The following is a 20802-nucleotide window of genomic DNA, read 5'->3' as shown; positions in this document are numbered from 1 at the left end:
ATATTTTTTTTTTTAAAAATAAAAAAAAGAATTAGAGTTTAATTTAAAACTCTACATTCTCCAGAATATATTTTTACTAAGTTTCCATTAGTTTCTTCAACGATTAAAGCACCTTCTTTGTTAATACCTACTGCATATCCAGTAATTATTTTATCATAAGGTTGTTTGATTTCTACATTTTTGCCTATTGTGTGGTTATGTCTTCTCCATTCATTGAAGATAAAATTAAAGTCTTCTTCTAAGAATTTATTATAGCAATATTCAAATTCTTTTAAGAATTTTACAAGTCCTTTAATATTGTTAACATGATCAGTTACTTCTGTAAGTGATATTGCATTAGTTCTAAGTTCTTCTGGTAATTCATTAATATCTATTTGTGAATTAATACCAACACCAACAATAATACTTTGTAAATCATTGAATTTAGCAATAGATTCTGTTAAGATTCCACATACTTTTTTATCATTGATTAATATATCATTAGGCCATTTGATTTCAGATTCGATGTTAAAAGCTTTTAATGTACGTGTTACTGCAACTGCAGTAGTAAGTGTTAATAATGGTGCTTTTGCAGGAGATATATCTGGTTTTAATATAATGGATAACCAAATTCCTCCTTCAGGAGATTCGTATTTTTTACCGGATCTTCCTTTACCCATTGTTTGTGTTTCTGAAATAATTACAGTTCCGTTAGAAACATGATCTGATAAAAATTTTGCAACTATATTTGTAGATTTTACTGATTTAAAACAGTATAATTCTCTACCTATTTCTTTAGTTTCAAGTAAACCTCTAATTTTTTCTCTAGGTATTGAGTCTATAGGTTCAGTACCTAATTCTTTAACACCTTTTGTTAAATCTTCAATACCTATTTGTAAAATTTCTTCTGCACTTTTATCCTTTAAGTTTAACTTATTTGCTAAAAGGTTTAAAATGTCCTTATTCATTTTTATCACAATTATCTTCTATTTTTATTAAGTTCATTAATTTTAGTTTCATTTAAATATGATCCAACTGCTGCAGAAATTGCTGCAATTTTTTTAGCAGGCATAAATGTAGATTTTAAACGATTTACACGTTCAATATCTTCAGCAACTACATTTTCCATTTCTTCATATATTCCTTTTTTATTTTCATCAATGAAGTGTGTATTTAAATCTCCAGATAAGAAGTTTGGATTTCTGATAATTGCTTTATGGAATGGAATTGTAGTTTTTACTCCAAGAATAATATATTCACTTAATGCTCTTTTCATTCTACTAATAGCATCATTTCTTGTTCCACCCCAAGTAATTAATTTAGAAATCATTGAATCATAAAATGGTGGAATTGTATAATTCATATATACACCACTATCTAAACGTACTCCTGGTCCACCAGGTGATCTATATCCTGTGATTTTTCCAGGATTTGGTGCAAATCCATTAAATGGATCTTCTGCATTTATACGACATTCAATAGCATGTCCATGTGGTTGTATATCTTCTTGTGATAAATTTAATCCTTCACCAGATGCAATTTTTAATTGTTCTTTTACAAGATCTACATTAGTTATTATTTCAGTAATTGGGTGTTCTACTTGAATACGTGTATTCATTTCAAGGAAATAATAATTTCCATTATCATATAAATATTCAATTGTACCTGCACTACTATAACCAACATATTCTGCTGCTTTTACAGTACTTTCACCCATTTGTTCTCTAAGTTCTTTAGTCATAATTGGTGATGGTGCTTCTTCAAGTAATTTTTGATTTCTTCTTTGAATAGAACATTCACGATCACAAAGATGTATTGCATTTCCATCTTCATCTGCTAAAATTTGGAATTCAATGTGTCTTGGTTTTTCAAGGTATTTTTCAATGAAAACTGTTGAATCTCCAAAATTAGTTTTAGCAACTGATTGGGTTGATTCAATAGCACGTACTAATTCATCTTCTTCATAAACAGCACGCATACCAATACCTCCACCACCTGCGGAAGCTTTGATAATTACCGGATAACCAATATCTGCTGCAATTTTTTTAGCTTTTTCAATATCAGTTACACCTTTATCTGTACCTTCAATAACAGGAACTCCTGCTTTTTTCATCATTTGTTTTGATGTTATTTTATCTCCCATTTTTTCTATAACATCACCTTTAGGTCCAATAAGTTTTATTCCATTTTTTTCACATTTTTTTCCAAATTCGGAATTTTCTGCTAAAAATCCATATCCTGGGTGTATAGCATCTACTCCAGAGTCAATAGCAATGTCTATAATTTTGTCAATATTTAAATAAGATTTTTGAGGACTTGGATTTCCTAATGGATATTTTTCATCTGCATAATTAGTGTAAAGAGAAGTTTTATCTGCATCAGAATATATAGCAACACTTTTAACATCAAGTTCACGACATGCTCTCATAATTCTAATTGCAATTTCTCCTCTATTTGCAATTAATACTTTATCAAACATTTGAAACCTCTTTTCTTTTTTTAACCTATTTAATACTACTTTTAATTCATATATTATATTTAAGTTAAATTAAGTGGAATATTAAATATTGTTTTTTTATAAGTACTAATAATATATAATATATTATATAATGTTTTATCTGTTTTTTAAAGTATTAACTTTTTATTATTATTTTTCAAATTTTTTATATTGGATTTTTTTATTCATTACTTATTTTTAATAATTTTTTTTTAAAATTTACTTATTGGGAAATTTAATATAATATTTTATATAATATTATAGTAAGTTATTTACTTCTTTAGTTATGTTGATTAATATGGGAAAAATTAGAAAAAAGAAACATTTAGAAATGATTATACAGAATATACCATCACATTCAAATCCAAAAGTTGAACTTGAACAATATTCTACTCCTGCATCTATTGCTTCTGATATTATGTGGAATGCATATTCTTTAGGGGATATTCGTGATTTATCTGTAGTAGATTTAGGTTGTGGTACTGGAATTTTTGCTATTTCTTCTTTACTTCTTGGTGCAAAAAATGTTCTTGGTATTGATATTGATCAAGAATCATTAGAACTTGCTAAAAAATCATCAATTGATATAAGGGTAGACACACAAAAATTAGATTCTTTACATTTTTATCAAAGTGATATAAATTCCCTTAAAAAAATTAAAGATTTAGGTGTTTCTGGATTTTTAAATGATAAAGTTGATACAATTATTCAAAATCCTCCTTTTGGATCTCAGGAGAAAACAAAAAAAGGTGCAGATAGAAAATTTATGGAATTTGCTATTGAAAATAGTCAAGTTATTTATTCATTTCATATGGCTAGTACTAAAGACTTTGTTGAAAATTATTTTAAAGATTTAGGTGGTAAAATTACTCATGAATTTTTTTATAATTTTCCATTAAAAAAGATTTATAATTTTCATACACGTGAATCAAAAGATGTTAAAGTTATAGTTTTACGTGTTGAAACTTTTTAATTTATATTTCATATCTTAATTTCTTATTTTCTATTTTTTATTATTTTCATTTGATTTGTTTTAGTTTCATAATATTTTACTATTAATTATTTTTTCTTTTTCTTCTAACTTCTCTTAAATCTTAAATTTACTATTAAAAAACAATAGCTTTATATAGTATTATATACAAAATAATATTATTATATTCATGAGGATATAATATTTTTTTGTAGCTGAGCTACAGGTGTTATAGTTGATATAATACTGATTATAAGTTTATTTAGTGATAGCTATCAAAAATTTACATACATTTATATAGTATTTTTAACAAATCTTTATAAATGCAAAATATTAATTTATCTTTATTTATACCTAATTCATATCTCGCAGAAACTAATGACTTGAAGTTAAAAACCTACAAAGTAGGTATTATCGGTAGAGCATTAGCTGTTTTTCATTTGAATAAGGTAATTATCTATAATGATAGTTCCTTTAATGATCAAAAAGGTCAAAAAGATGCTAAATTCATGTATGATGTTTTAAGTTATATGAATACTCCTCAATACTTGAGGAAAAGGGCATTCCCTATTCAAGCTGATTTAAAACATGTTGGAATTTTACCACCTTTAAGGACTCCGCATCATCCTACTAATGATTCTCCTAAAAAAGGAGATTATAGACAAGGTTTTACGGTTAAAAGAAATAAAAAAGGAACTTTTGTAGATATTGGTATGGATAAATTAGCTTTTTGTAAAGAGCAATTATCTGTTAATAAAATTTTTAGTTTTAAGATCACTAAAATTGCAAAAGAAGTAATAGTCACACCTGAAGAACCAGATGACATTTACTGGGGATATGAGACTATTTATAATAATGAAAGTCTCAATAAAAGTTTAAATAAACTTAACCCTGACTTCGTTGTTATTACAACAAGATATGCAGATACAATAAATTCTATTTTTGATGAATTAAGGTATAAAGTAAATAAATCTAATAATATTGCAATAGTCTTCGGTGGTCCTTACTCTTCTGTAGAAGGTAACTTCAATAATCCTAATTGGGATGTTATTGAATTAAATACTATCCCTAATCAAGGTACTAAAACAGTTAGGACTGAAGAAGCAGTTTTATCTACATTATCTTTGTTCAATATGCTTTTAGCTGATTAATTATTTTTTTAAATTTTTTATTGATAGTTAGCTTGCTGTAAAAGTTTATAATTGATGGTTATTCTTTATTTTATGTTGTAAACTTTTTTTGAATTTAAATTATTGCTTTAAATTCAAATATATTTATTAATATTTATATAACTTAGTCTACGTTATGTAAGATTTCGTTATTTATTTTTAGAATTATTTAATAATCTTATTATTTTATGATTCTATCTTATGTATAGTCAATTTAATTAAAAGATAATTATTGACTTTAAATGTGTCTGAAATTAATTAATACTAATTAATTTATGGAAAAAATAATAAACCGGAGGTTAAATTAAATGGTTAGACATCATCAACCAAGAAAAGGTTCTGTAGCATTTAGTCCTAGAAAAAGAGTAGCTAAAGAAACTCCTAGAATTAAATCATGGCCTGAATGTGATGAATCCAAATTACTAGCAATTGCTGGTTATAAAGTTGGTATGACTCATGCTACCGTAGTAGATAGTAATAAAAATTCACTTACTGCTGGTATGGAAGTCTCAACTCCAGTCACTGTATTGGAAGTACCACCTGTTGTAGTAATGGGTATTAGATCATATGAAAAAACAAATCGTGGATACAAAGTAATTACCGAGGTTCTTGCAGATAATTTAGATAAAGAACTCTCTAGGAAAATTTCACTTCCTAAAGATTACAATAAATCAGATGCTATTGCAAAAATCCAGGATAATTTAGACCGTACTGCTGAAATTAAAGTTTTAGTACATACTAATCCTAAATTAGCTAGTGTACCTAAGAAAAAACCTGAAATATTTGAATGTGCTATTGGAGGAACTTCTGTTGAAGAAAAACTCAATGCTGCAATTGAATTATTAGGTAATGAAGTTAAAGCTAGTGATGTTTTTAATGAAGGTCAATTTGTAGATGCTATTGCAACCACTAAAGGAAAAGGATTCCAAGGTGTAATTAAAAGATGGAATATTAGAATTCAATATGGTAAAGCTGCACGTAGTAGTAAAGAAAGACACGTTGGTTCTATTGGTCCATGGACTCCTAACAGAACTATGTGGACTGTTGCACAAGCAGGTCAAATGGGTTATCATAAAAGAACTGAATTTAACAAAAAAGTCTTAAAAATTGGTGAAAAAACTACTGTCGATGAACTAAATCCTGATGGTGGATTCATTAATTACGGATTAGTTAAAAATGATTATGTTTTAGTAAAAGGTTCTTTACCAGGTCCTAGTAAAAGGTTAGTTATTTTAAGGAAAGCTATCAGACCTAAATCAACTGATGAATCTGTCCCACAAATTAACTTTATTAGTACTGAATCTAAACAAGGGGTCTAAATATGAAAGTAAATGTTTATTCTATTGAAGGAGAAGTTTCTGGCGATGTAGAACTTCCAGCTATTTTTAACGAAGTATATAGACCAGATCTTATTAAAAGAGCAGTTATCTCATCACAAACTGCTAGAATACAACCTATGGGTAACGATCCTATGGCAGGTAAAAGAACTTCTGCTGAATCTTGGGGTTCAGGTAGAGGTGCTGCTATGGTACCAAGGATTAAAAATGGTGCAAGGACTGCTTTCGTTCCACAAGCTATTGGTGGAAGAAAAGCTCACCCATTAAGAGTTGACAAAAATCATCATGAAAAAATAAACACTAAAGAAAGAAGATTAGCTATTAGATCAGCTGTAGCTGCTACTGCTAATAAAGATTTAGTAGAAAAAAGAGGACACAAAGTTGAAAATGTCCCAGCATTCCCTTTAGTTGTTGAAGATGATCTTGAATCTGTTAAACAAACTAAAGAGACTCGTGAAATTTTCAAAAATTTAGGTGTCTATGATGATGTTGTCCGTGCTAAAAAAGGTAAAAAAATAAGAGCAGGTAGGGGAAAAACTAGAGGTCGTAAATATAGGAAAGCTAAAGGACCTTTAGTAGTTGTTGGTGATGATAAAGGTATCAAATTAGGTGCTAGAAATCACGCTGGTGTAGATGTTGTATCTGTAGAAAATTTAAATGCGGAATTATTAGCTCCAGGTACTCACCCAGGAAGATTAACTATTTTTACAAAATCTGCTGTTGAAAAATTAGGAGGATTATTCCAATAAATTCTTTTAGGATTTATTGTATAAGAAGGTAGATAAAATGGATCCATACGCAGTTATTGTTAAACCTCATGTTACTGAGAAAACTATGAATGCAATTGATTTCAACAATGAACTTACTTTTGTTGTTGCTAGAGAATCTACAAAAGCAGATATCAAAAGAGCTTTCGAAACTTTATATGATGAAAAAGTTAAAAAAGTTAACACTCATATAAGTCCAAAAGGTGTAAAATTAGCTTTCATTACCCTTGAAGAAGAAGAAAAAGCTGAAGATATTGCTGTTAAAATAGGAGTATTCTAAGGAGGAAGTTGAATGGGAAAACGATTAATACATCAAAGAAGAGGTAGAGGAAATCCACCTCATCGTGTAGCATCACACAGATTCAAAGATAAAATTCAATACAGAGTTTATGATGATATTGAAAAAGAAGGAAGTTTAAAAGGTATTGTTACTGATATCGTTCATGACCCTGCTAGGACTGCACCTATTGCTAAAGTTAAATTTGAAAACGGTGAACAAAAATTTATTTTAGCACCTGAAAGTATTCAAATTAATGATGAAATTGAATGTGGTATTTCTGCTCCTATTAGTTTCGGTAATATATTACCACTTGCAGAAATTCCTGAAGGTACTCCAGTATATAATATTGAAAATAGACCTGGAGATGGTGGTCGTTTTGTAAGATCATCTGGTACTTATGCTTCTTTAATTACTCATGATGCTGATAAAGCTGTTATTGAATTACCATCTGGTGAACTTAAATCTTTCAATCCTCAATGTCGTGCAAGTATTGGTATAGTTGCTGGTGGAGGAAGAAAAGAAAAACCATATCTTAAAGCAGGTAATAAATGGTATGCAGCTAAAGCTAAAGGTAAAAAATCTATGACTGTTAGAGGAGTTGCAATGAACGCAGTAGATCACCCTCATGGTGGAGGTAATAGACAACACCCAGGACGTCCTACTACTATTTCAAGACATGCATCACCGGGTAGAAAAGTTGGTTCAATTGCTGCTAAACGTACAGGTAGACGAAGATAATTAAGGAGGTGGCTTCTTGGCTAAAAAAATATATAAGTATCGTGGATATACTTTAGAAGAATTACAAGATATGTCTTTAGAAGATTTTATTAAGTTATTACCAGCAAGACAAAGAAGATCTTTAAAAAGAGGATTTTTACCTAGACAACAAATTGTCTTAGATAAAATGAGAAAATTAAATAAAGAAGGAAGTAAAGACGGTAGACCTATAGTAATTAGAACTCATTGTAGAGATATGATTGTTCTTCCTGAAATGGTTGGAACTACATTTGGAATATACAATGGTCAAACCTTTGAAGAAGTAGCTATTATTCCTGAAATGATTGGTTGTTACTTCGGTGAATTTGCACCAACTAGACAAAGAGTTCAACATGGTGACCCAGGTATGGGTGCTACAAGATCATCTATGTTTGTACCATTGAAATAAGGAGATTTTTAACATGGCTAAAAAATATGCTTATAATGAAAAAGAAAATGAAGAAAAACAAACAGCACGTGCTATGGCTAGATCTCTTAAAGTTTCCCCTAAACATTGTGTAGATATTTGTAATGCAATTAGAGGAATGAATGTACAAAAAGCTAAAGCTTACTTAAATGATGTTATTGCAGAAAAACAAGCTGTACCTTTTAAAAGACACAACAAAAAAGTTGGTCATAGAAAAGGTATGAAAGGATGGACTGCAGGAAGATACCCTGTTAAAGCTGCTAAACAAGTATTAAAAGTTTTAGAAAATGCTGAAGCAAATGCTGAATATAAAGGAATGGATACTGATAACCTCAAAATTGAACATATTTCAAGTCACAGAGGAATGGTTATTAGAGGTGCAATTCCAAGAGCTTTTGGAAGAGTAACTCCATTTAATACACCAACTACTCATATCCAAATAGTTTTAATGGAGGCTTAAGTTTATGATAGAAAAAGATTTTGTTACTGAAGGTCTCAAAAGAACAAAAATTGACGAGTTCTTAGAATCTGAACTTGAAAGAGCAGGATACGGTGGAATGGATTTACATAATACACCTCTTGGAACTATGATTGTAGTTTATGCTGAAAGACCTGGTATGGTTATTGGTAGAGGTGGAAAAACTGTAAGAGCTATTACCCAAAGTATCAAAGAACAATTTGATCTTGATAATCCTCAAATTGAAGTTAAAGAAGTAAATGTCCCTGAATTAAATCCTAAAATCATGGCTGCTAAAATTGCAAACATGTTACAAAGAGGAATGCATTTCAGAAGAGTTGCTTATTCTAATATTCGTAGGATTATGGGAGCTGGAGCACAAGGTGTAGAAATTACAATTTCTGGAAAAATTAGAGGTTCCAGATCTGCAGTTGCTAAATTCGTTGAAGGATACCTTAAAAAATGTGGTGAACCTTCAATCAAATATGTTCAAGAAGGATTTGCAAGTGCAAATTTAAAACCTGGTGTTTTAGGTATATATGTAAGAATTATGCCTCCTGAAGCAGTTTTACCTGATAAAGTTGAAATCATCGCTCCTAAAGTTGAAGATATTGTTGAAGAAGTCGAAGTTTCTGAAGAACCTAAAGAAGAAGCTTCTGAAGAAGTAGAATCTTTAGAAGAAACTGAAGAAATCGAAGACTTAGAAGAATTAGAAGAAATTTCTGAAGAAGTCTCTGAAGAAGAAGCTTCTGAAGAAGTTGAAGATTCTAATGATGAATAAATGGGGTTGAAATAATGGCAATCTTAAGAAGCAGAGAAATTTGGGAAATGGAAAACGAAGAAATCCAAGAAAAATTACTTGAACTTAAAGATGAATTAGCTAAAAATATAGCTAAAAGTTCCGCTTCAGGTGTTATTGAAAACCCTGGTAAAATTAGAGAACTTAAAAGAACAATCGCTCGTGTTCTTACAATCATGAATGAAAAGGAGAAGGAGAATTAAATGTCTAAAATCTGTGAAGTATGTGGTCTTCCTGAGGAACTTTGTGTTTGTGAAGAAATTGCAAGAGAAGTTCAAACAGTTAAAGTTTATACAGTAAAACGTAGATTTGGTAAACTCATGACTATTGTTGAAGGTATTGATGAACATGATATTGATATCAAAGAGCTTACTAAAACCTTAAAAGCAAAATGTGCTTGTGGAGGAACTGCTAAAAATGGTCAAATTGAACTTCAAGGTGACCATAAAGTTAAAGTTAAAGAAGTTTTATCTGATTTAGGATTTTCCTCAGACACTATTGAAATTAAAGATTCTAAAAGGAATAAAAAACGAAATCATCGTAGACATTAAGGGATTAATATGATAACTTCAGAGAATATTATATTTCATGAATTAATAGGCTTAGAAGTTGAAGTTATTAATAGTTCTAATGAATCTTTAGTTGGAATTAATGGGAAAGTGGTTGATGAAACAAAAAAAACCTTATTGATTGAAACTTTTAATAATTCTGAAAAATTATTACCTAAAGATGTTTCAATCTTTAAATTTACCCTTCCTAATGGTTCACATGTTGAAGTTAATGGGAAAATTTTGTTGAGTCGTCCTGAAGATCGTATTAAGAAAAGGCATAAAAAATTTAATTGGTGATAATATGGTTGGTCTTAATGTAAAAGAACCAGAAAGAGAATGTAATGATCCAAATTGTCCTTTCCATGGTGATTTGCCTGTAAGAGGACAAGTTCTTGAAGGAACTGTTACTACTAACAAAGCTGAAAGAACAGTTACTGTAGAACGTAGTTATTACAAATTTATTCGTAAATATGAAAGATATGAAAAAAGAAAATCAAGAATCAATGTTCATAAACCTGATTGTATTGATGTAAATGTTGGAGACGAAGTTAAAATAGCAGAATGCAGACCTTTAAGTAAAACTAAACATTTTGTTATTGTTGAAGTAAAAGGAGAATAAAAACATGAAAGCAATTACATCTAAAGTTTCAAAAGCATTACCTATTGGTGCAAGATTAAATTGTGTTGATAATACTGGTGCTCGTGAAATTGAAATTATTTCTGTTAAAGGATTTAAAGGTGTCCGTAGAAGAATTGATACTGCTGGTGTTGGAGATTTAGTTATCTGTTCTGTTAAAAAAGGTACTGCAGACATGAGAAGAGAAATCGTTCAAGCTATTGTTGTAAGACAGAAAAAAGAATTTAGACGTGTAGATGGTCTTCGTGTTAAATTTGAAGATAATGCTGCTGTAATTATTACTCCTGAAGGTTTATTAAAAGGATCTGAAATCAGAGGACCAGTAGCAAAAGAAGCAGCTGATAGATGGCCTAGTGTAGGTAGTGCTGCTAGTATTTTAGTATAGGTGATTTAATGACTAAACAACCAAGAAAACAAAGAAGAAATATGTATAAAGCACCTAAACACCAACGTCATGCTCGTATGGCTGCTACTTTAAGTAAAGATTTAAGACAAGATTTAGGTAAAAGATCTTTACCTGTTAGAGTTGGAGACAAAGTTAAAGTACTTCGTGGTGACTTTAAAGATCAAGAAGGTAAAATCGAAGCTGTTAACTATAAAAAATATACCGTTAGTGTTGAAGGTGTAACCTTAAATAAAGCTGATGGAACTACTATATATCTCCCAATTCACCCATCTAATTTGATGATTGTTGATGTTGATTTAGACGATGAAAGAAGAATTAAAGTAAGTGAGGAAGAATAATATGGCAAAAATGGGATCTAGAAAACATTTAAAAACTTTTAAAGCACCTAAATCATGGCCTATTCATCCAAAAGAACATACCTGGACTGTAAAACCACAAGCTGGACCTCATGCTATTGAAGAATCTTTAACTTTAATGGTAGTTGTCAGAGATATTTTAGCTCTTGGTGATAATTCTAGAGAAGCTAAAAGGGTTATTAATACCGGTAATGTTTTAATTGATGGAACTCCTAGAAAAGATTATAAATTCCCAGTAGGATTTATGGATATTATATCTATTCCTAAAACTGGTGAATCTTATAGAGTGCTTTTAGATAATAAAAATAGGTTAACTTTAAATCCTATTGATAATGATAGTTTTAAATTATCTAAAATTGTTGGAAAAACCACTGTTAAAGGTGGAAAAACTCAATTAAATCTCCATGATGGTAGAAACGTTATTGTTGAAAATGAATACAAAGTTGGAGATGTTGTTAACTTAAAAGTACCTAATCAAGAAATTGTTGAATCTTATCCTTTAAAAGAAGGAGCTACTGTTCTTGTAACTGGTGGTAAACACACTGGTGAATTAGGTAATGTTAAAGAAATCATTGTTAATGATTCATCAAAACCAAATACTGTTATTATTGAAAACGGAAGTAAAGATCATTTCTTAACTTTAAAAGATTATGCTTTCGTTGTTGGAGAAGATAAACCAGTTATTTCTTTATTGGAGGTTAATCAATGAACCCAATGAATGAAGTTGTTATATCAAAAGCTACTATTAACATAGGTGTTGGGGAAGCTGGTGAAAAATTATCTCGTGCTATTAATTTACTTGAAGATATGTTTGGTCAAAAACCAGTTAAAACTTTTTCAAAAGTAACTAACCCTGAATTTGGTATTCGTAAAAGACAACCTATTGCATGTAAAGTAACTTTACGTGGAGAAAAAGCAGATTATGCTATTAAAACTGTTTTATCAGGTATTAGTAATAACATTAAATCTACTCAATTTGATGATATAGGAAATCTTTCTTTTGGTATTGCTGAACATATTGATATTCCAGGAATTAAATATGATCCTGAAGTTGGTATTTTTGGTATGAATGTTTCTGTAACTTTTGAAAAACCAGGATACAGAATAAGTAAAAGGAAAATCCAAAATAAAAGAGTACCTAAAAGACATAGAATTTCTAAAGAAGAAACTATGAAATATATGGTAGATCATTTTAATGTTAACTACGTAGATTTAGAATAGATAGGTGTTACTATGGCAAAAAAATATGGTAAAGGATCTAAAAAATGTTCTAGATGTGGAGATCATTCTGCTATGATTAGTAGATATGGTCTCAATCTTTGTAGACAATGTTTTAGAGAAGTTGCTCCTAAAATAGGATTTAAAAAATATAACTAGAGGTGTAATTATATGACTCTTATGGACCCTCTTTCAGATGCTTTAACTAATATCAGGAATAATGAGTTACAAGTAAATTCTTCTTGTACTATTTCTCCTGCTTCCAAATTAATTGGACATGTTTTAAGCGTTATGAAAAAAGAAAATTATATTGGTAATTTTGAATATATAGATGATAATAAAGCAGGCAAATTTGAAGTTGAATTAGATGGAAACATCAATCAATGTGGTGTAATTAAACCTCGTCATGCTGTTAAAAAAGACGAATTTGAGAAATTTGAAAAAAGATATTTACCAGCAAAAAATTTCGGTATTCTTATTGTAACTACTCCTGAAGGTATTATGACTCACAGAGAAGCTATTGAAAAAGGTATCGGCGGAAGATTGTTGGCTTATATGTATTAGGTGATTTTAAATGGTATTAGCTGCAGCTATAAGGGAAGAAATTGATATCCCTGAAGGCGTCGAAGTTAAATTAGGTAAAGGGGTTACTGTTAAAGGACCTCAAGGTGAAATCAATAGAGAATTTAATTATCCAAATATTTCTATTGTTGAAGAAGATGATAAAGTTGTTTTAAGTGTTGACTTTCCAAAAAGTAGAGATAAATCTATGATGGGAACTATTAAAGCACATATTTCTAATATGATAATTGGTGTAACTGATGGTTTTACATATCATATGAAAATCGTATTTGCACACTTTCCAATGACTGTAAAAGTTAAAAGAAATACTGTAACTATAGACAATTTCGTAGGTGAAAAACACCCAAGGACTTCTAAAATTGTTGGTGACGAAACTAAAGTTACAGTTAAAGGGGACCAAGTTACTATAACTGGTATTAATAAAGAACATGTTGGTCAAACTATGGCTAACTTAGAACAAGCAACTAAAATCAAAGGAAAAGATCCTAGAGTATTCCAAGATGGAATATATTTAGTAAGTAAAGAATAGGTGATAATATGGTTAAAAGGTTTAAAAGGCAAGAATACGCTAGATATAAAAAACTTGGAGACAAATGGAGAAAACCTAGAGGAAGAACTAGTAAAATGAGAAGATATGAAGCAGGAAAACCGGATATGCCTGCTATTGGATATGGATCTCCTAAAAATACTAGGAATTTACATCCTTCTGGTTATAAAGATGTTCTTGTTCGTAATTTAAAAGAATTAGAAAACTTAGATCCTGCTACTGAAGCTGCAAGAATAAGTTCTTCTATAGGTAAAAATAAAAAATCACAGATGTTAGAAAAAGCATCAGAACTTGGAATTAAAGTATTAAATAAATAAATTAATTCTAATTATTACTTTTATTTTAAATTTTATTTTATTATAAAGGGGACTTAAATATAAATAAATATTTAAGTATTATTAAGCTAATGGAGGTTTATTATAATGAATCTTACTACTCAAAAAAGATTAGCTGCAGATATACTTAAAGTAGGATTAAATCGTGTATGGATTGATCCTGAACAAATTGAAGAAGTATCAAGGGCTATTACAAGAGATGGAGTTAGGCAGTTAATCAATCAAGGAGCTATTAAAGCAAAACCTAAAACAGGTATTAGTAGCTACAGATCTAAAAAAATTGCACAACAAAAGAAAAAAGGTAAACGTAAAGGTAAAGGTAGTGTTAAAGGAGCAAAATACACAAGAACTCCTAAAAAACAAGCTTGGATGTCTACTATCAGAGCTTTAAGAACTGATTTAAAAGATATGCGTGCTGCTGGTGAAATTGATCCAACTACCTACAGAAAATTATACAAAATGGCAAAAGGTGGAGCATTTAAAAGTAAATCTTATATGAAAAACTATGCTCGTGACCATGATATGATTAGGAGTGAATAGAATGGCTCAAGGATCTAATTATAAAGTAGCATTTAGAAGAAGAAGAGAAGGAAAAACTGACTATGCTGCAAGATTTAGATTAGCAGATTTAAATAAATCTAGATTAGTTGTCAGAGTTTCTAATGCTAATGTTATTGTTCAAATTATTAATATTCGTAAAGATGGTGATGAAACTGTTGTTTCAGCACATAGTAAAGAACTTAGGAAATTAGGTTGGTTAGGTGGAGCTAAAAATACTAGTGCAGTATACTTAACCGCTTATTTATGTGCTAAAAAAGCATTAAATGCTGGTGTTGATAGTGCTGTTTTAGACATTGGTTTAAAATCACCTATTAAAGGATCTAAAGTATTTGCAGGTCTTAAAGGTGCAGTAGATGCTGGTCTTGATGTACCTTATGGTGAATCTGTTATTCCTGGTGATGACCGTATTACTGGTCAAACTGTTGCAGATTATGCAGATCAATTAGATGAAGAAGAATTAAATAAACATTTCTCACAATATTTAGCAAGAGGTCTTAATCCTAAAGACTTACCTAGCCATTTTGAAGAAATTAAAAATAAAATTGATGAGACTGAGGTATAACTATGAGTTTTAATATGGATGAATGGGAACCTAAAACCAATGTTGGTAAAATGGTTAAAGATGGAACTATCACTGACATTGATGAGATCTTTGAAAAAGGTCTTCCAATTATGGAATTAGAAATTGTAGATGCTTTACTTCCTGATTTAGAAGAAGAAGTAATGGATGTTAACTTAGTTCAAAGAATGCACAAATCTGGAAGAAAAGTTAATTTCAGAGTTATTGTTGCAGTTGGTAACAAAAATGGTTATGTTGGATTAGGTCAAGGTAAAGCTAGAGAAGTAGGTCCAGCAATCAGAAAAGCAGTCAATAATGCTAAATATAATATTATTAAAGTAAGAAGAGGCTGTGGTGATTGGGGTTGTGTATGTGGTAAACAACATACTGTTCCTTTCAAAGTACAAGGTAAAGCTGGAAGTGTAAATGTATCTCTTATGCCTGCTCCTGCAGGTGTAGGTCTTGCAATTGGTGATGTTGGTAAAATTATTATGTCTCTTGCAGGTTACCAAGATGTATGGTCTCAATCTAGTGGTCAAACTCAAACTACTATTAATTTTGCAAATGCTGTCTTTGATGCATTAAAAGAAGTATGTAATGTTAAAGCTAGTGAGAAAGATCTTAAAACTATGGGAGTAATTTCTAAATAGATGGTGATTTTAATGTTTTTAGTTATTAGAATTAGAGGTACAACTGGTGTAAAAAAAGGTATCGCAGATACTTTAGACATGTTAAGACTCAATAGAATTAGCCATGCTGTTTTAGTAGATGAAACTGATAGTTACAAAGGTATGCTCCAAAAAGGTAAAGATTACATTACTTGGGGAGAAGTTAATCCTGAAACTTTAGCTAAAATTATAGCTAAAAGAGGAAGATTAACTGGTGATGCACATGTTACTGATGAATACCTTGAAGAAAATACTGATTACAAATCTATTGAAGAATTAGCAAATGCTTTAATCAATGGTGAAATTAAAGCTCAAGATGTTGGTATGAAGCCTGTTTTCCGTTTCCACCCTCCAAGAAAAGGATACAAAGGAATTAGAAAACCTATTGCTGAAGGAGGTTCCTTAGGTTACCGTGGTGAAGATATCAATGATCTTGCTATAAGAATGGCATAAGGTGGATTATATGATTAGACAAAAACGTAAAATTACTAAACAACGAGGTACCAGAACTAATGGTGGTGGAGTTGTTAAAAACAGAAGAGGTTATGGTAACAAAGGAGGAAGAGGTAATGCTGGTGCAGGTAAACAACACTGGACTAGAACTGTCCTCATTAATAAAAACTACTTTGGTAAACATGGTTTTAAAAGACCTCAAAAAATGATTAAAAAAGTTAATCCTGTAAATGTTAGTTATTTATCTGATCAAGCTGAAAATCTTTTAGATAAAGGTTTAGCTACTAAAGATGGAGATTCCATTGTTATTGATGTAACTGATTTAGGCTATGATAAAGTTTTAGCTAAAGGTTCTGTTGATAAAAAACTTGTTATTAAATCTCCAAAATTCTCTGCATCTGCAGTTGCTAAAATTGAAGAAGCTGGTGGAGAAATAGTGGAATTATAATAATATTTTTTAATATTATTATTTTAATTTCTTTTTATAGTTTAATTGATTATTTTAATTTGAAAGAGGCAAATTATGAGTAGTTTAGATGCATTAACTCCATTGTATAAACTTATTCCTGAGGTTAAGTCTCCTATTCATAGACAAGATTTTAAGGAAAAAGGTAAATGGACTATTGTGGTTTTAATTCTTTATTATATTCTTTCAGAAGTTCCATTATATGGTTTAAGTAGTACTGCAGTTGATCAATTTGCACAATTAAGGGCTGTTATGGCTGGAAGCTTTGGTTCTATTCTTACTTTAGGTATTGGGCCTATTATTACTGCTTCAATTGTTCTTCAGTTATTAGTTGGTGCAAAATTATTAGATTTAGATTTATCTACACACCATGATAAAGCTCTTTTCCAAAGTACACAGAAAGTATTGGCTATAGTTTTCACATTATTTGAAGCAATTGTATTAGTATATACTGGAAGTTTAACTCCTATTGATCCTTCTTATATGCCTGTTTTATTATTACAACTTGTTATTGGTGCAGTTTTAATTTTATATTTAGATGAAGTTGTTTCAAAATGGGGATTCGGTAGTGGTATTGGATTATTCATTGCTGCTGGTGTAGCTGAACAAATTATTGTTGGTACATTTAACTTTATTCCAACTGCAAGTGGTTCATTACCAGGTATTATTCCTGGATTTATACAAGCTGCTGCAGGAGGAAGTCCTGATTTCTCAACTTTAATTCCTTTAGTTGCAACTATTGGAGTATTTTTAGTTGCAGTTTACGGAGAAAGTATGAGAGTAGAAATTCCTATTTCACATGGTCAAGTTAGAGGTCATGGTAGAATAAGAGGATCTGTAGGTAAATATCCTTTAAAATTCATATATGCAAGTAACATGCCAGTTATTTTAACCAGTGCTTTACTTGTTAATGTTTCATTACTTGCAAGTATGTTCCAAAAATTAGGTTGGCCTATTTTTGGTAAAGTTGAAGGAGGTAAAGCTGTTAGTGGTTTAGCTTTATACTTATCTACACCTACCGGTTTAAGTATGATTTTCACTAATCCATTTAGGGTTATATTCTATGCAATATTCTTCTTATTATTCTGTGTATTATTCTCATGGTTATGGGTTGAAATTAGTGGATTGAATGCAAAAGAAGTTTCTAAAAAATTATATCAATCTGGAATTCAAATTCCTGGTTTTAGAAGTAGTAAAAGACAATTATATAAAATTATGAAAAAATATATTCCTGCATTAACTATCTTAGGTGGTCTTTTTGTAGGTATTTTAGCATTTGGTGCAGATTTAACTGGTGCTCTTGGTGGAGGTACTGGTGTATTACTTACTGTTGGTATTGTTTACAGACTTTATGAAGAAATTGCACAAGAACAACTTATGGAAATGCATCCAATGTTAAGAAAATTCTTAGGACAATAAGAAATTTATTGAGGCAAAAATTATGAAATTAGTAATTTTAACTGGTATTCCAGGGACTGGAAGTACAACAGTTTTAAATAAAACTTTAGAAAAAGTGGATTATCTTCATTTAAATTATGGAGATGTTATGACTCAAATTGCTATTGATAATGGTCTTGTTGAAAATAGAGATCAATTAAGAAAATTATCTCCAGAAGTTCAAAAAGATATCCAAAGACAAGCTGCAGTTAAAATTAAAAAACAATCTGAGAATAAAAATATTATTGTAGATACCCATTGTACTATTAATACTCCATCTGGTTATTTACCAGGTCTTCCAAAATGGGTACTTGAAGAATTACAACCAGATATGTTTATTTTAATTGAAGCTTATCCAGATGAAATTATTTATAGAAGATTAAATGATGATTCTAGAGAAAGAGACACAGAAAGAGCTAAAGATATTCAATTACATCAAAAAATGAATAGGGCTGCTTCTATGGCTTATGCTGTTTTAACAGGTGCAACTGTTAAAATTGTTTCAAATCATGATAATCATTTAGATTCTACTGTTAATAAATTAGTTAAACTTTTAGATAATTTCTAAAAGTTTTTCTTTTTATAATTTAATTATAGGCGTTTATAATGTTTGATGTTATTATACCATTTTTGGATACTGTATTCAATCCTTTATTAGCTTTGGATCCTACTCCAAATAATCCTATATTAACTGTATTTGTTATTTCATTTATTGTATCTTTAATTACTACAGTTGCTAATAAGTATCTTGTAGATCAAGATAAAATGAATAGTGTACAGAAAGAAATGAAAGAATTTCAGAAAGAAGTTAAAGAAGCTCAAAAAAGTGGAGATGCTAAAAGATTAGCTAAAGTACAAGCTAAACAAATTGAAATGATGCAAAAACAAAGTCAAATGATGTCTCAGCAATTTAAACCAATGATTGTTACTATGGTTCCAATTCTTTTGGTATTTTGGTGGATGTCTGCTTCTACAGTTAAAAATACAGTTGTTACTTTACCTCCATTAGTATATTATTGCTCTTTGACTCCAATTTGGCATTTTATTGGTCCATTAATCCCTGGATATGGTGCTGCTAATCCTAATGCACTTCCATGGACTATTGGATGGTTATTATGGTATATGCTTTGTACTCTTGGATTGTCTCAAGTTCTTAGGAAATTTATGGGATTTGAACAAGGATTCTAATTAGAATTTTTTTGATTCATTTTCCTTTTTATTTTTTTAATTTTTATTAAAAATTATTAAATTTAATCAATTAAACTCTTATATTTATTAATAACAAAAGGCAATATATTAATGATAAATATTTTATTATTATATATTTTATAGAAATTTTTTAAAATTAATTTAATTAGGTGATATGATGCCTGCAAATAGGTTTAGATCTCGTTCATATAAAAGAATGAATAAAAATACTCCTGGCGGAGATAACGTATTAAGGTATAAAAAGAAAAGACCTAGTAAGCATGTTTGTGCTGAATGTGGTGCAGTTCTTCATGGTGTCCCACGTGGTCGTCCTTATGAAATAAATAAATTATCAAAAACTCAAAAAAGACCAAATCGTCCATTTGGGGGATACTTATGCCCTAAATGTGCTCGTAAACATTTTAAAGATGAGGCTAGAAAATAATGATTATAACAATCGGTGGGTCTGCAGGTAGTGGAACTACTACTGCAGCAAAGGTATTATCTGAAAAATTAAATATTCCATTCTTATCAACAGGTTCAATTTTCCGTCAAATGGCGAAAGAACATGGAATGAGTGTAATTGAATTTAATAAATTCTCTGAAAATAATGCTGACATCGATAAAGAACTTGATAAAAGACAAGCTGAAATTGCGCATGAATCTGGTAATATTGTTGTAGAGGGAAGGCTTTCAGCTTATTTTATTGAAGCGGATCTTAAGATTTGGCTAACTGCCCCATTAGATGTACGTGCTAAAAGAATTTCAGAAAGAGAATCAAAATCTATTGATGTTGCACGTAATGAGATTAAAATACGAGAAGAAAGTGAAGCTTCAAGATACATGGAAATTCATAATATTGATATTAATAATTATGAAATTTATGATATGATTTTAAATACAGATAGGTTTAATCCTGAAAGTATTTCACAAATTATTTTAGAAACATTAAAGGTGATATAATGGCATCTATAGAAGTAGGAAGAGTATGTGTTAAAACTGCTGGTAGAGAAGCTGGCGAAAAATGTGTAATTGTAGACGTTATCGATAATAACTTTGTAGAAGTTGTAGGTGGATCTGTTAAAAATAGAAGATGTAATATTAGCCACTTAGAACCTACTGAAGATACTGTTGAAGTATCTGATGATATCGAAGCTGTCAAAAAAAGTTTAGAAGCTTTATAGAACAATTATTATAATTGTTTTATAATCTTTACTTATTTTACATTTTTTAATTTATTATAATATATTAACTATTTTTTATTTGTTTACTTATTTTTTTATTTTCTTCATATTTTAATTATTTTTATAGATATTTTCATTTTTTATTCTTTGTTTTAATTTCATTTTTTATTAAATTTTTAAGTAATCTTTTTATATAAATTTAGTAATATATTATCT

34 protein-coding genes are annotated in these 20802 nt (G+C 29.7%); 32 read left to right on the top strand and 2 right to left on the bottom strand.

Features of this window, described 5'->3' with window-relative positions:
- Nucleotides 1-38: 38 nt before the first annotated feature.
- Nucleotides 39-947, bottom strand: coding sequence for a biotin--[acetyl-CoA-carboxylase] ligase (locus tag BGI41_RS01240; protein ID WP_088538434.1), 909 nt, complete (start codon nucleotides 945-947; stop codon nucleotides 39-41).
- 11 nt (nucleotides 948-958) lie between these two features.
- Nucleotides 959-2458 carry an acetyl-CoA carboxylase biotin carboxylase subunit gene (locus BGI41_RS01235; RefSeq protein ID WP_088538433.1) on the bottom strand — a complete coding sequence of 500 codons (1500 nt, stop codon included), beginning with the start codon at nucleotides 2456-2458 and terminating at the stop codon, nucleotides 959-961.
- A 316-nt stretch (nucleotides 2459-2774) separates the two neighbouring features.
- Between BGI41_RS01235 and BGI41_RS01230 the strand changes: the two genes are divergently transcribed.
- The 32 genes from BGI41_RS01230 (at nucleotide 2775) to BGI41_RS01075 (ending at nucleotide 20586) form a co-directional block, all read left to right on the top strand.
- The gene (locus BGI41_RS01230; protein ID WP_088538432.1) at nucleotides 2775-3449 is read left to right on the top strand and encodes an METTL5 family protein; all 675 of its coding nucleotides are present in this window, start codon (nucleotides 2775-2777) and stop codon (nucleotides 3447-3449) included.
- Nucleotides 3450-3769: 320 nt separating this feature from the next.
- Nucleotides 3770-4597: a putative RNA uridine N3 methyltransferase gene (locus BGI41_RS01225; RefSeq protein WP_088538431.1), complete on the top strand. Its 828-nt coding sequence runs from the start codon at nucleotides 3770-3772 to the stop codon at nucleotides 4595-4597.
- Between the two features lie 326 nt (nucleotides 4598-4923).
- Complete coding sequence (gene rpl3p / locus BGI41_RS01220) at nucleotides 4924-5934, top strand: 50S ribosomal protein L3 (RefSeq protein ID WP_088538430.1); 1011 nt, start codon at nucleotides 4924-4926, stop codon at nucleotides 5932-5934.
- A 2-nt stretch (nucleotides 5935-5936) separates the two neighbouring features.
- Nucleotides 5937-6701 carry a 50S ribosomal protein L4 gene (gene rpl4p, locus BGI41_RS01215; protein ID WP_088538429.1) on the top strand — a complete coding sequence of 255 codons (765 nt, stop codon included), beginning with the start codon at nucleotides 5937-5939 and terminating at the stop codon, nucleotides 6699-6701.
- Nucleotides 6702-6738: 37 nt separating this feature from the next.
- Nucleotides 6739-6999, top strand: coding sequence for a 50S ribosomal protein L23 (locus BGI41_RS01210; protein ID WP_042707990.1), 261 nt, complete (start codon nucleotides 6739-6741; stop codon nucleotides 6997-6999).
- Nucleotides 7000-7011: 12 nt separating this feature from the next.
- Nucleotides 7012-7737 carry a 50S ribosomal protein L2 gene (locus BGI41_RS01205; protein WP_088538428.1) on the top strand — a complete coding sequence of 242 codons (726 nt, stop codon included), beginning with the start codon at nucleotides 7012-7014 and terminating at the stop codon, nucleotides 7735-7737.
- Between the two features lie 16 nt (nucleotides 7738-7753).
- Nucleotides 7754-8164: a 30S ribosomal protein S19 gene (gene rpsS / locus BGI41_RS01200; protein ID WP_088538427.1), complete on the top strand. Its 411-nt coding sequence runs from the start codon at nucleotides 7754-7756 to the stop codon at nucleotides 8162-8164.
- A 13-nt stretch (nucleotides 8165-8177) separates the two neighbouring features.
- On the top strand, nucleotides 8178-8642 hold the full coding sequence (gene rplV, locus BGI41_RS01195; RefSeq protein WP_088538426.1) for a 50S ribosomal protein L22: 465 nt from the start codon (nucleotides 8178-8180) through the stop codon (nucleotides 8640-8642).
- 4 nt (nucleotides 8643-8646) lie between these two features.
- Nucleotides 8647-9420 carry a 30S ribosomal protein S3 gene (locus tag BGI41_RS01190; protein ID WP_088538425.1) on the top strand — a complete coding sequence of 258 codons (774 nt, stop codon included), beginning with the start codon at nucleotides 8647-8649 and terminating at the stop codon, nucleotides 9418-9420.
- 14 nt (nucleotides 9421-9434) lie between these two features.
- Entirely contained in the window at nucleotides 9435-9641 is a 207-nt protein-coding gene (rpmC, locus tag BGI41_RS01185) for a 50S ribosomal protein L29 (protein WP_088538424.1), read from the top strand.
- The gene (yciH, locus tag BGI41_RS01180) at nucleotides 9642-9989 is read left to right on the top strand and encodes a stress response translation initiation inhibitor YciH (protein WP_088538423.1); all 348 of its coding nucleotides are present in this window, start codon (nucleotides 9642-9644) and stop codon (nucleotides 9987-9989) included.
- A 9-nt stretch (nucleotides 9990-9998) separates the two neighbouring features.
- Nucleotides 9999-10286 (top strand): ribonuclease P protein component 1, encoded by a 288-nt coding sequence (gene rnp1, locus BGI41_RS01175; RefSeq protein ID WP_088538422.1) that lies wholly within the window; start codon nucleotides 9999-10001, stop codon nucleotides 10284-10286.
- A gap of 4 nt (nucleotides 10287-10290) precedes the next feature.
- Nucleotides 10291-10608 (top strand): 30S ribosomal protein S17, encoded by a 318-nt coding sequence (locus BGI41_RS01170; protein ID WP_042707982.1) that lies wholly within the window; start codon nucleotides 10291-10293, stop codon nucleotides 10606-10608.
- 4 nt (nucleotides 10609-10612) lie between these two features.
- A complete protein-coding gene (locus BGI41_RS01165) occupies nucleotides 10613-11011 on the top strand; it encodes a 50S ribosomal protein L14 (RefSeq protein WP_088538421.1) in 399 nt (132 codons plus the stop codon).
- 8 nt (nucleotides 11012-11019) lie between these two features.
- A complete protein-coding gene (gene rplX / locus BGI41_RS01160) occupies nucleotides 11020-11370 on the top strand; it encodes a 50S ribosomal protein L24 (protein WP_088538420.1) in 351 nt (116 codons plus the stop codon).
- 1 nt (nucleotide 11371) lies between these two features.
- On the top strand, nucleotides 11372-12097 hold the full coding sequence (locus tag BGI41_RS01155; protein WP_088538419.1) for a 30S ribosomal protein S4e: 726 nt from the start codon (nucleotides 11372-11374) through the stop codon (nucleotides 12095-12097).
- Complete coding sequence (locus BGI41_RS01150; RefSeq protein ID WP_088538418.1) at nucleotides 12094-12609, top strand: 50S ribosomal protein L5; 516 nt, start codon at nucleotides 12094-12096, stop codon at nucleotides 12607-12609. Before BGI41_RS01155 ends, BGI41_RS01150 begins: the two co-directional genes overlap by 4 nt.
- A gap of 12 nt (nucleotides 12610-12621) precedes the next feature.
- Nucleotides 12622-12765 (top strand): 30S ribosomal protein S14, encoded by a 144-nt coding sequence (locus BGI41_RS01145; protein ID WP_042707977.1) that lies wholly within the window; start codon nucleotides 12622-12624, stop codon nucleotides 12763-12765.
- A 12-nt stretch (nucleotides 12766-12777) separates the two neighbouring features.
- Nucleotides 12778-13170 carry a 30S ribosomal protein S8 gene (locus tag BGI41_RS01140; protein ID WP_088538417.1) on the top strand — a complete coding sequence of 131 codons (393 nt, stop codon included), beginning with the start codon at nucleotides 12778-12780 and terminating at the stop codon, nucleotides 13168-13170.
- 10 nt (nucleotides 13171-13180) lie between these two features.
- Nucleotides 13181-13717, top strand: coding sequence for a 50S ribosomal protein L6 (locus tag BGI41_RS01135; protein ID WP_088538416.1), 537 nt, complete (start codon nucleotides 13181-13183; stop codon nucleotides 13715-13717).
- Nucleotides 13718-13725: 8 nt separating this feature from the next.
- Nucleotides 13726-14052, top strand: coding sequence for a 50S ribosomal protein L32e (locus tag BGI41_RS01130; protein ID WP_088538415.1), 327 nt, complete (start codon nucleotides 13726-13728; stop codon nucleotides 14050-14052).
- 105 nt (nucleotides 14053-14157) lie between these two features.
- Nucleotides 14158-14610, top strand: a complete 453-nt coding sequence (locus BGI41_RS01125) for a 50S ribosomal protein L19e (protein ID WP_088538414.1) — start codon at nucleotides 14158-14160, stop codon at nucleotides 14608-14610.
- 1 nt (nucleotide 14611) lies between these two features.
- Nucleotides 14612-15193: a 50S ribosomal protein L18 gene (locus BGI41_RS01120; protein WP_088538413.1), complete on the top strand. Its 582-nt coding sequence runs from the start codon at nucleotides 14612-14614 to the stop codon at nucleotides 15191-15193.
- Nucleotides 15194-15195: 2 nt separating this feature from the next.
- On the top strand, nucleotides 15196-15840 hold the full coding sequence (rpsE, locus tag BGI41_RS01115; RefSeq protein WP_088538412.1) for a 30S ribosomal protein S5: 645 nt from the start codon (nucleotides 15196-15198) through the stop codon (nucleotides 15838-15840).
- Between the two features lie 12 nt (nucleotides 15841-15852).
- Complete coding sequence (locus BGI41_RS01110; RefSeq protein ID WP_088538411.1) at nucleotides 15853-16311, top strand: 50S ribosomal protein L30; 459 nt, start codon at nucleotides 15853-15855, stop codon at nucleotides 16309-16311.
- A 10-nt stretch (nucleotides 16312-16321) separates the two neighbouring features.
- On the top strand, nucleotides 16322-16759 hold the full coding sequence (locus BGI41_RS01105) for an uL15m family ribosomal protein (RefSeq protein ID WP_088538410.1): 438 nt from the start codon (nucleotides 16322-16324) through the stop codon (nucleotides 16757-16759).
- Nucleotides 16760-16834: 75 nt separating this feature from the next.
- Nucleotides 16835-18196, top strand: a complete 1362-nt coding sequence (gene secY / locus BGI41_RS01100) for a preprotein translocase subunit SecY (protein ID WP_088538409.1) — start codon at nucleotides 16835-16837, stop codon at nucleotides 18194-18196.
- A gap of 22 nt (nucleotides 18197-18218) precedes the next feature.
- Entirely contained in the window at nucleotides 18219-18782 is a 564-nt protein-coding gene (locus BGI41_RS01095) for an adenylate kinase (protein ID WP_088538408.1), read from the top strand.
- Between the two features lie 38 nt (nucleotides 18783-18820).
- Entirely contained in the window at nucleotides 18821-19402 is a 582-nt protein-coding gene (locus BGI41_RS01090; RefSeq protein WP_088538407.1) for a DUF106 domain-containing protein, read from the top strand.
- A 178-nt stretch (nucleotides 19403-19580) separates the two neighbouring features.
- Nucleotides 19581-19847 (top strand): 50S ribosomal protein L34e, encoded by a 267-nt coding sequence (locus BGI41_RS01085; RefSeq protein WP_042707965.1) that lies wholly within the window; start codon nucleotides 19581-19583, stop codon nucleotides 19845-19847.
- The gene (cmk, locus tag BGI41_RS01080) at nucleotides 19847-20365 is read left to right on the top strand and encodes a (d)CMP kinase (RefSeq protein WP_088538406.1); all 519 of its coding nucleotides are present in this window, start codon (nucleotides 19847-19849) and stop codon (nucleotides 20363-20365) included. Before BGI41_RS01085 ends, cmk begins: the two co-directional genes overlap by 1 nt.
- Nucleotides 20365-20586 (top strand): 50S ribosomal protein L14e, encoded by a 222-nt coding sequence (locus BGI41_RS01075; RefSeq protein WP_042707963.1) that lies wholly within the window; start codon nucleotides 20365-20367, stop codon nucleotides 20584-20586. Before cmk ends, BGI41_RS01075 begins: the two co-directional genes overlap by 1 nt.
- Nucleotides 20587-20802: the final 216 nt, after the last annotated feature.

The organism is Methanobrevibacter sp. 87.7, assembly GCF_002208625.1.
Lineage (GTDB): Archaea > Methanobacteriota > Methanobacteria > Methanobacteriales > Methanobacteriaceae > Methanarmilla.
Note: the sequence above shows the minus strand (reverse complement) of the source record. Positions and strands in the feature narration are given on the sequence as shown.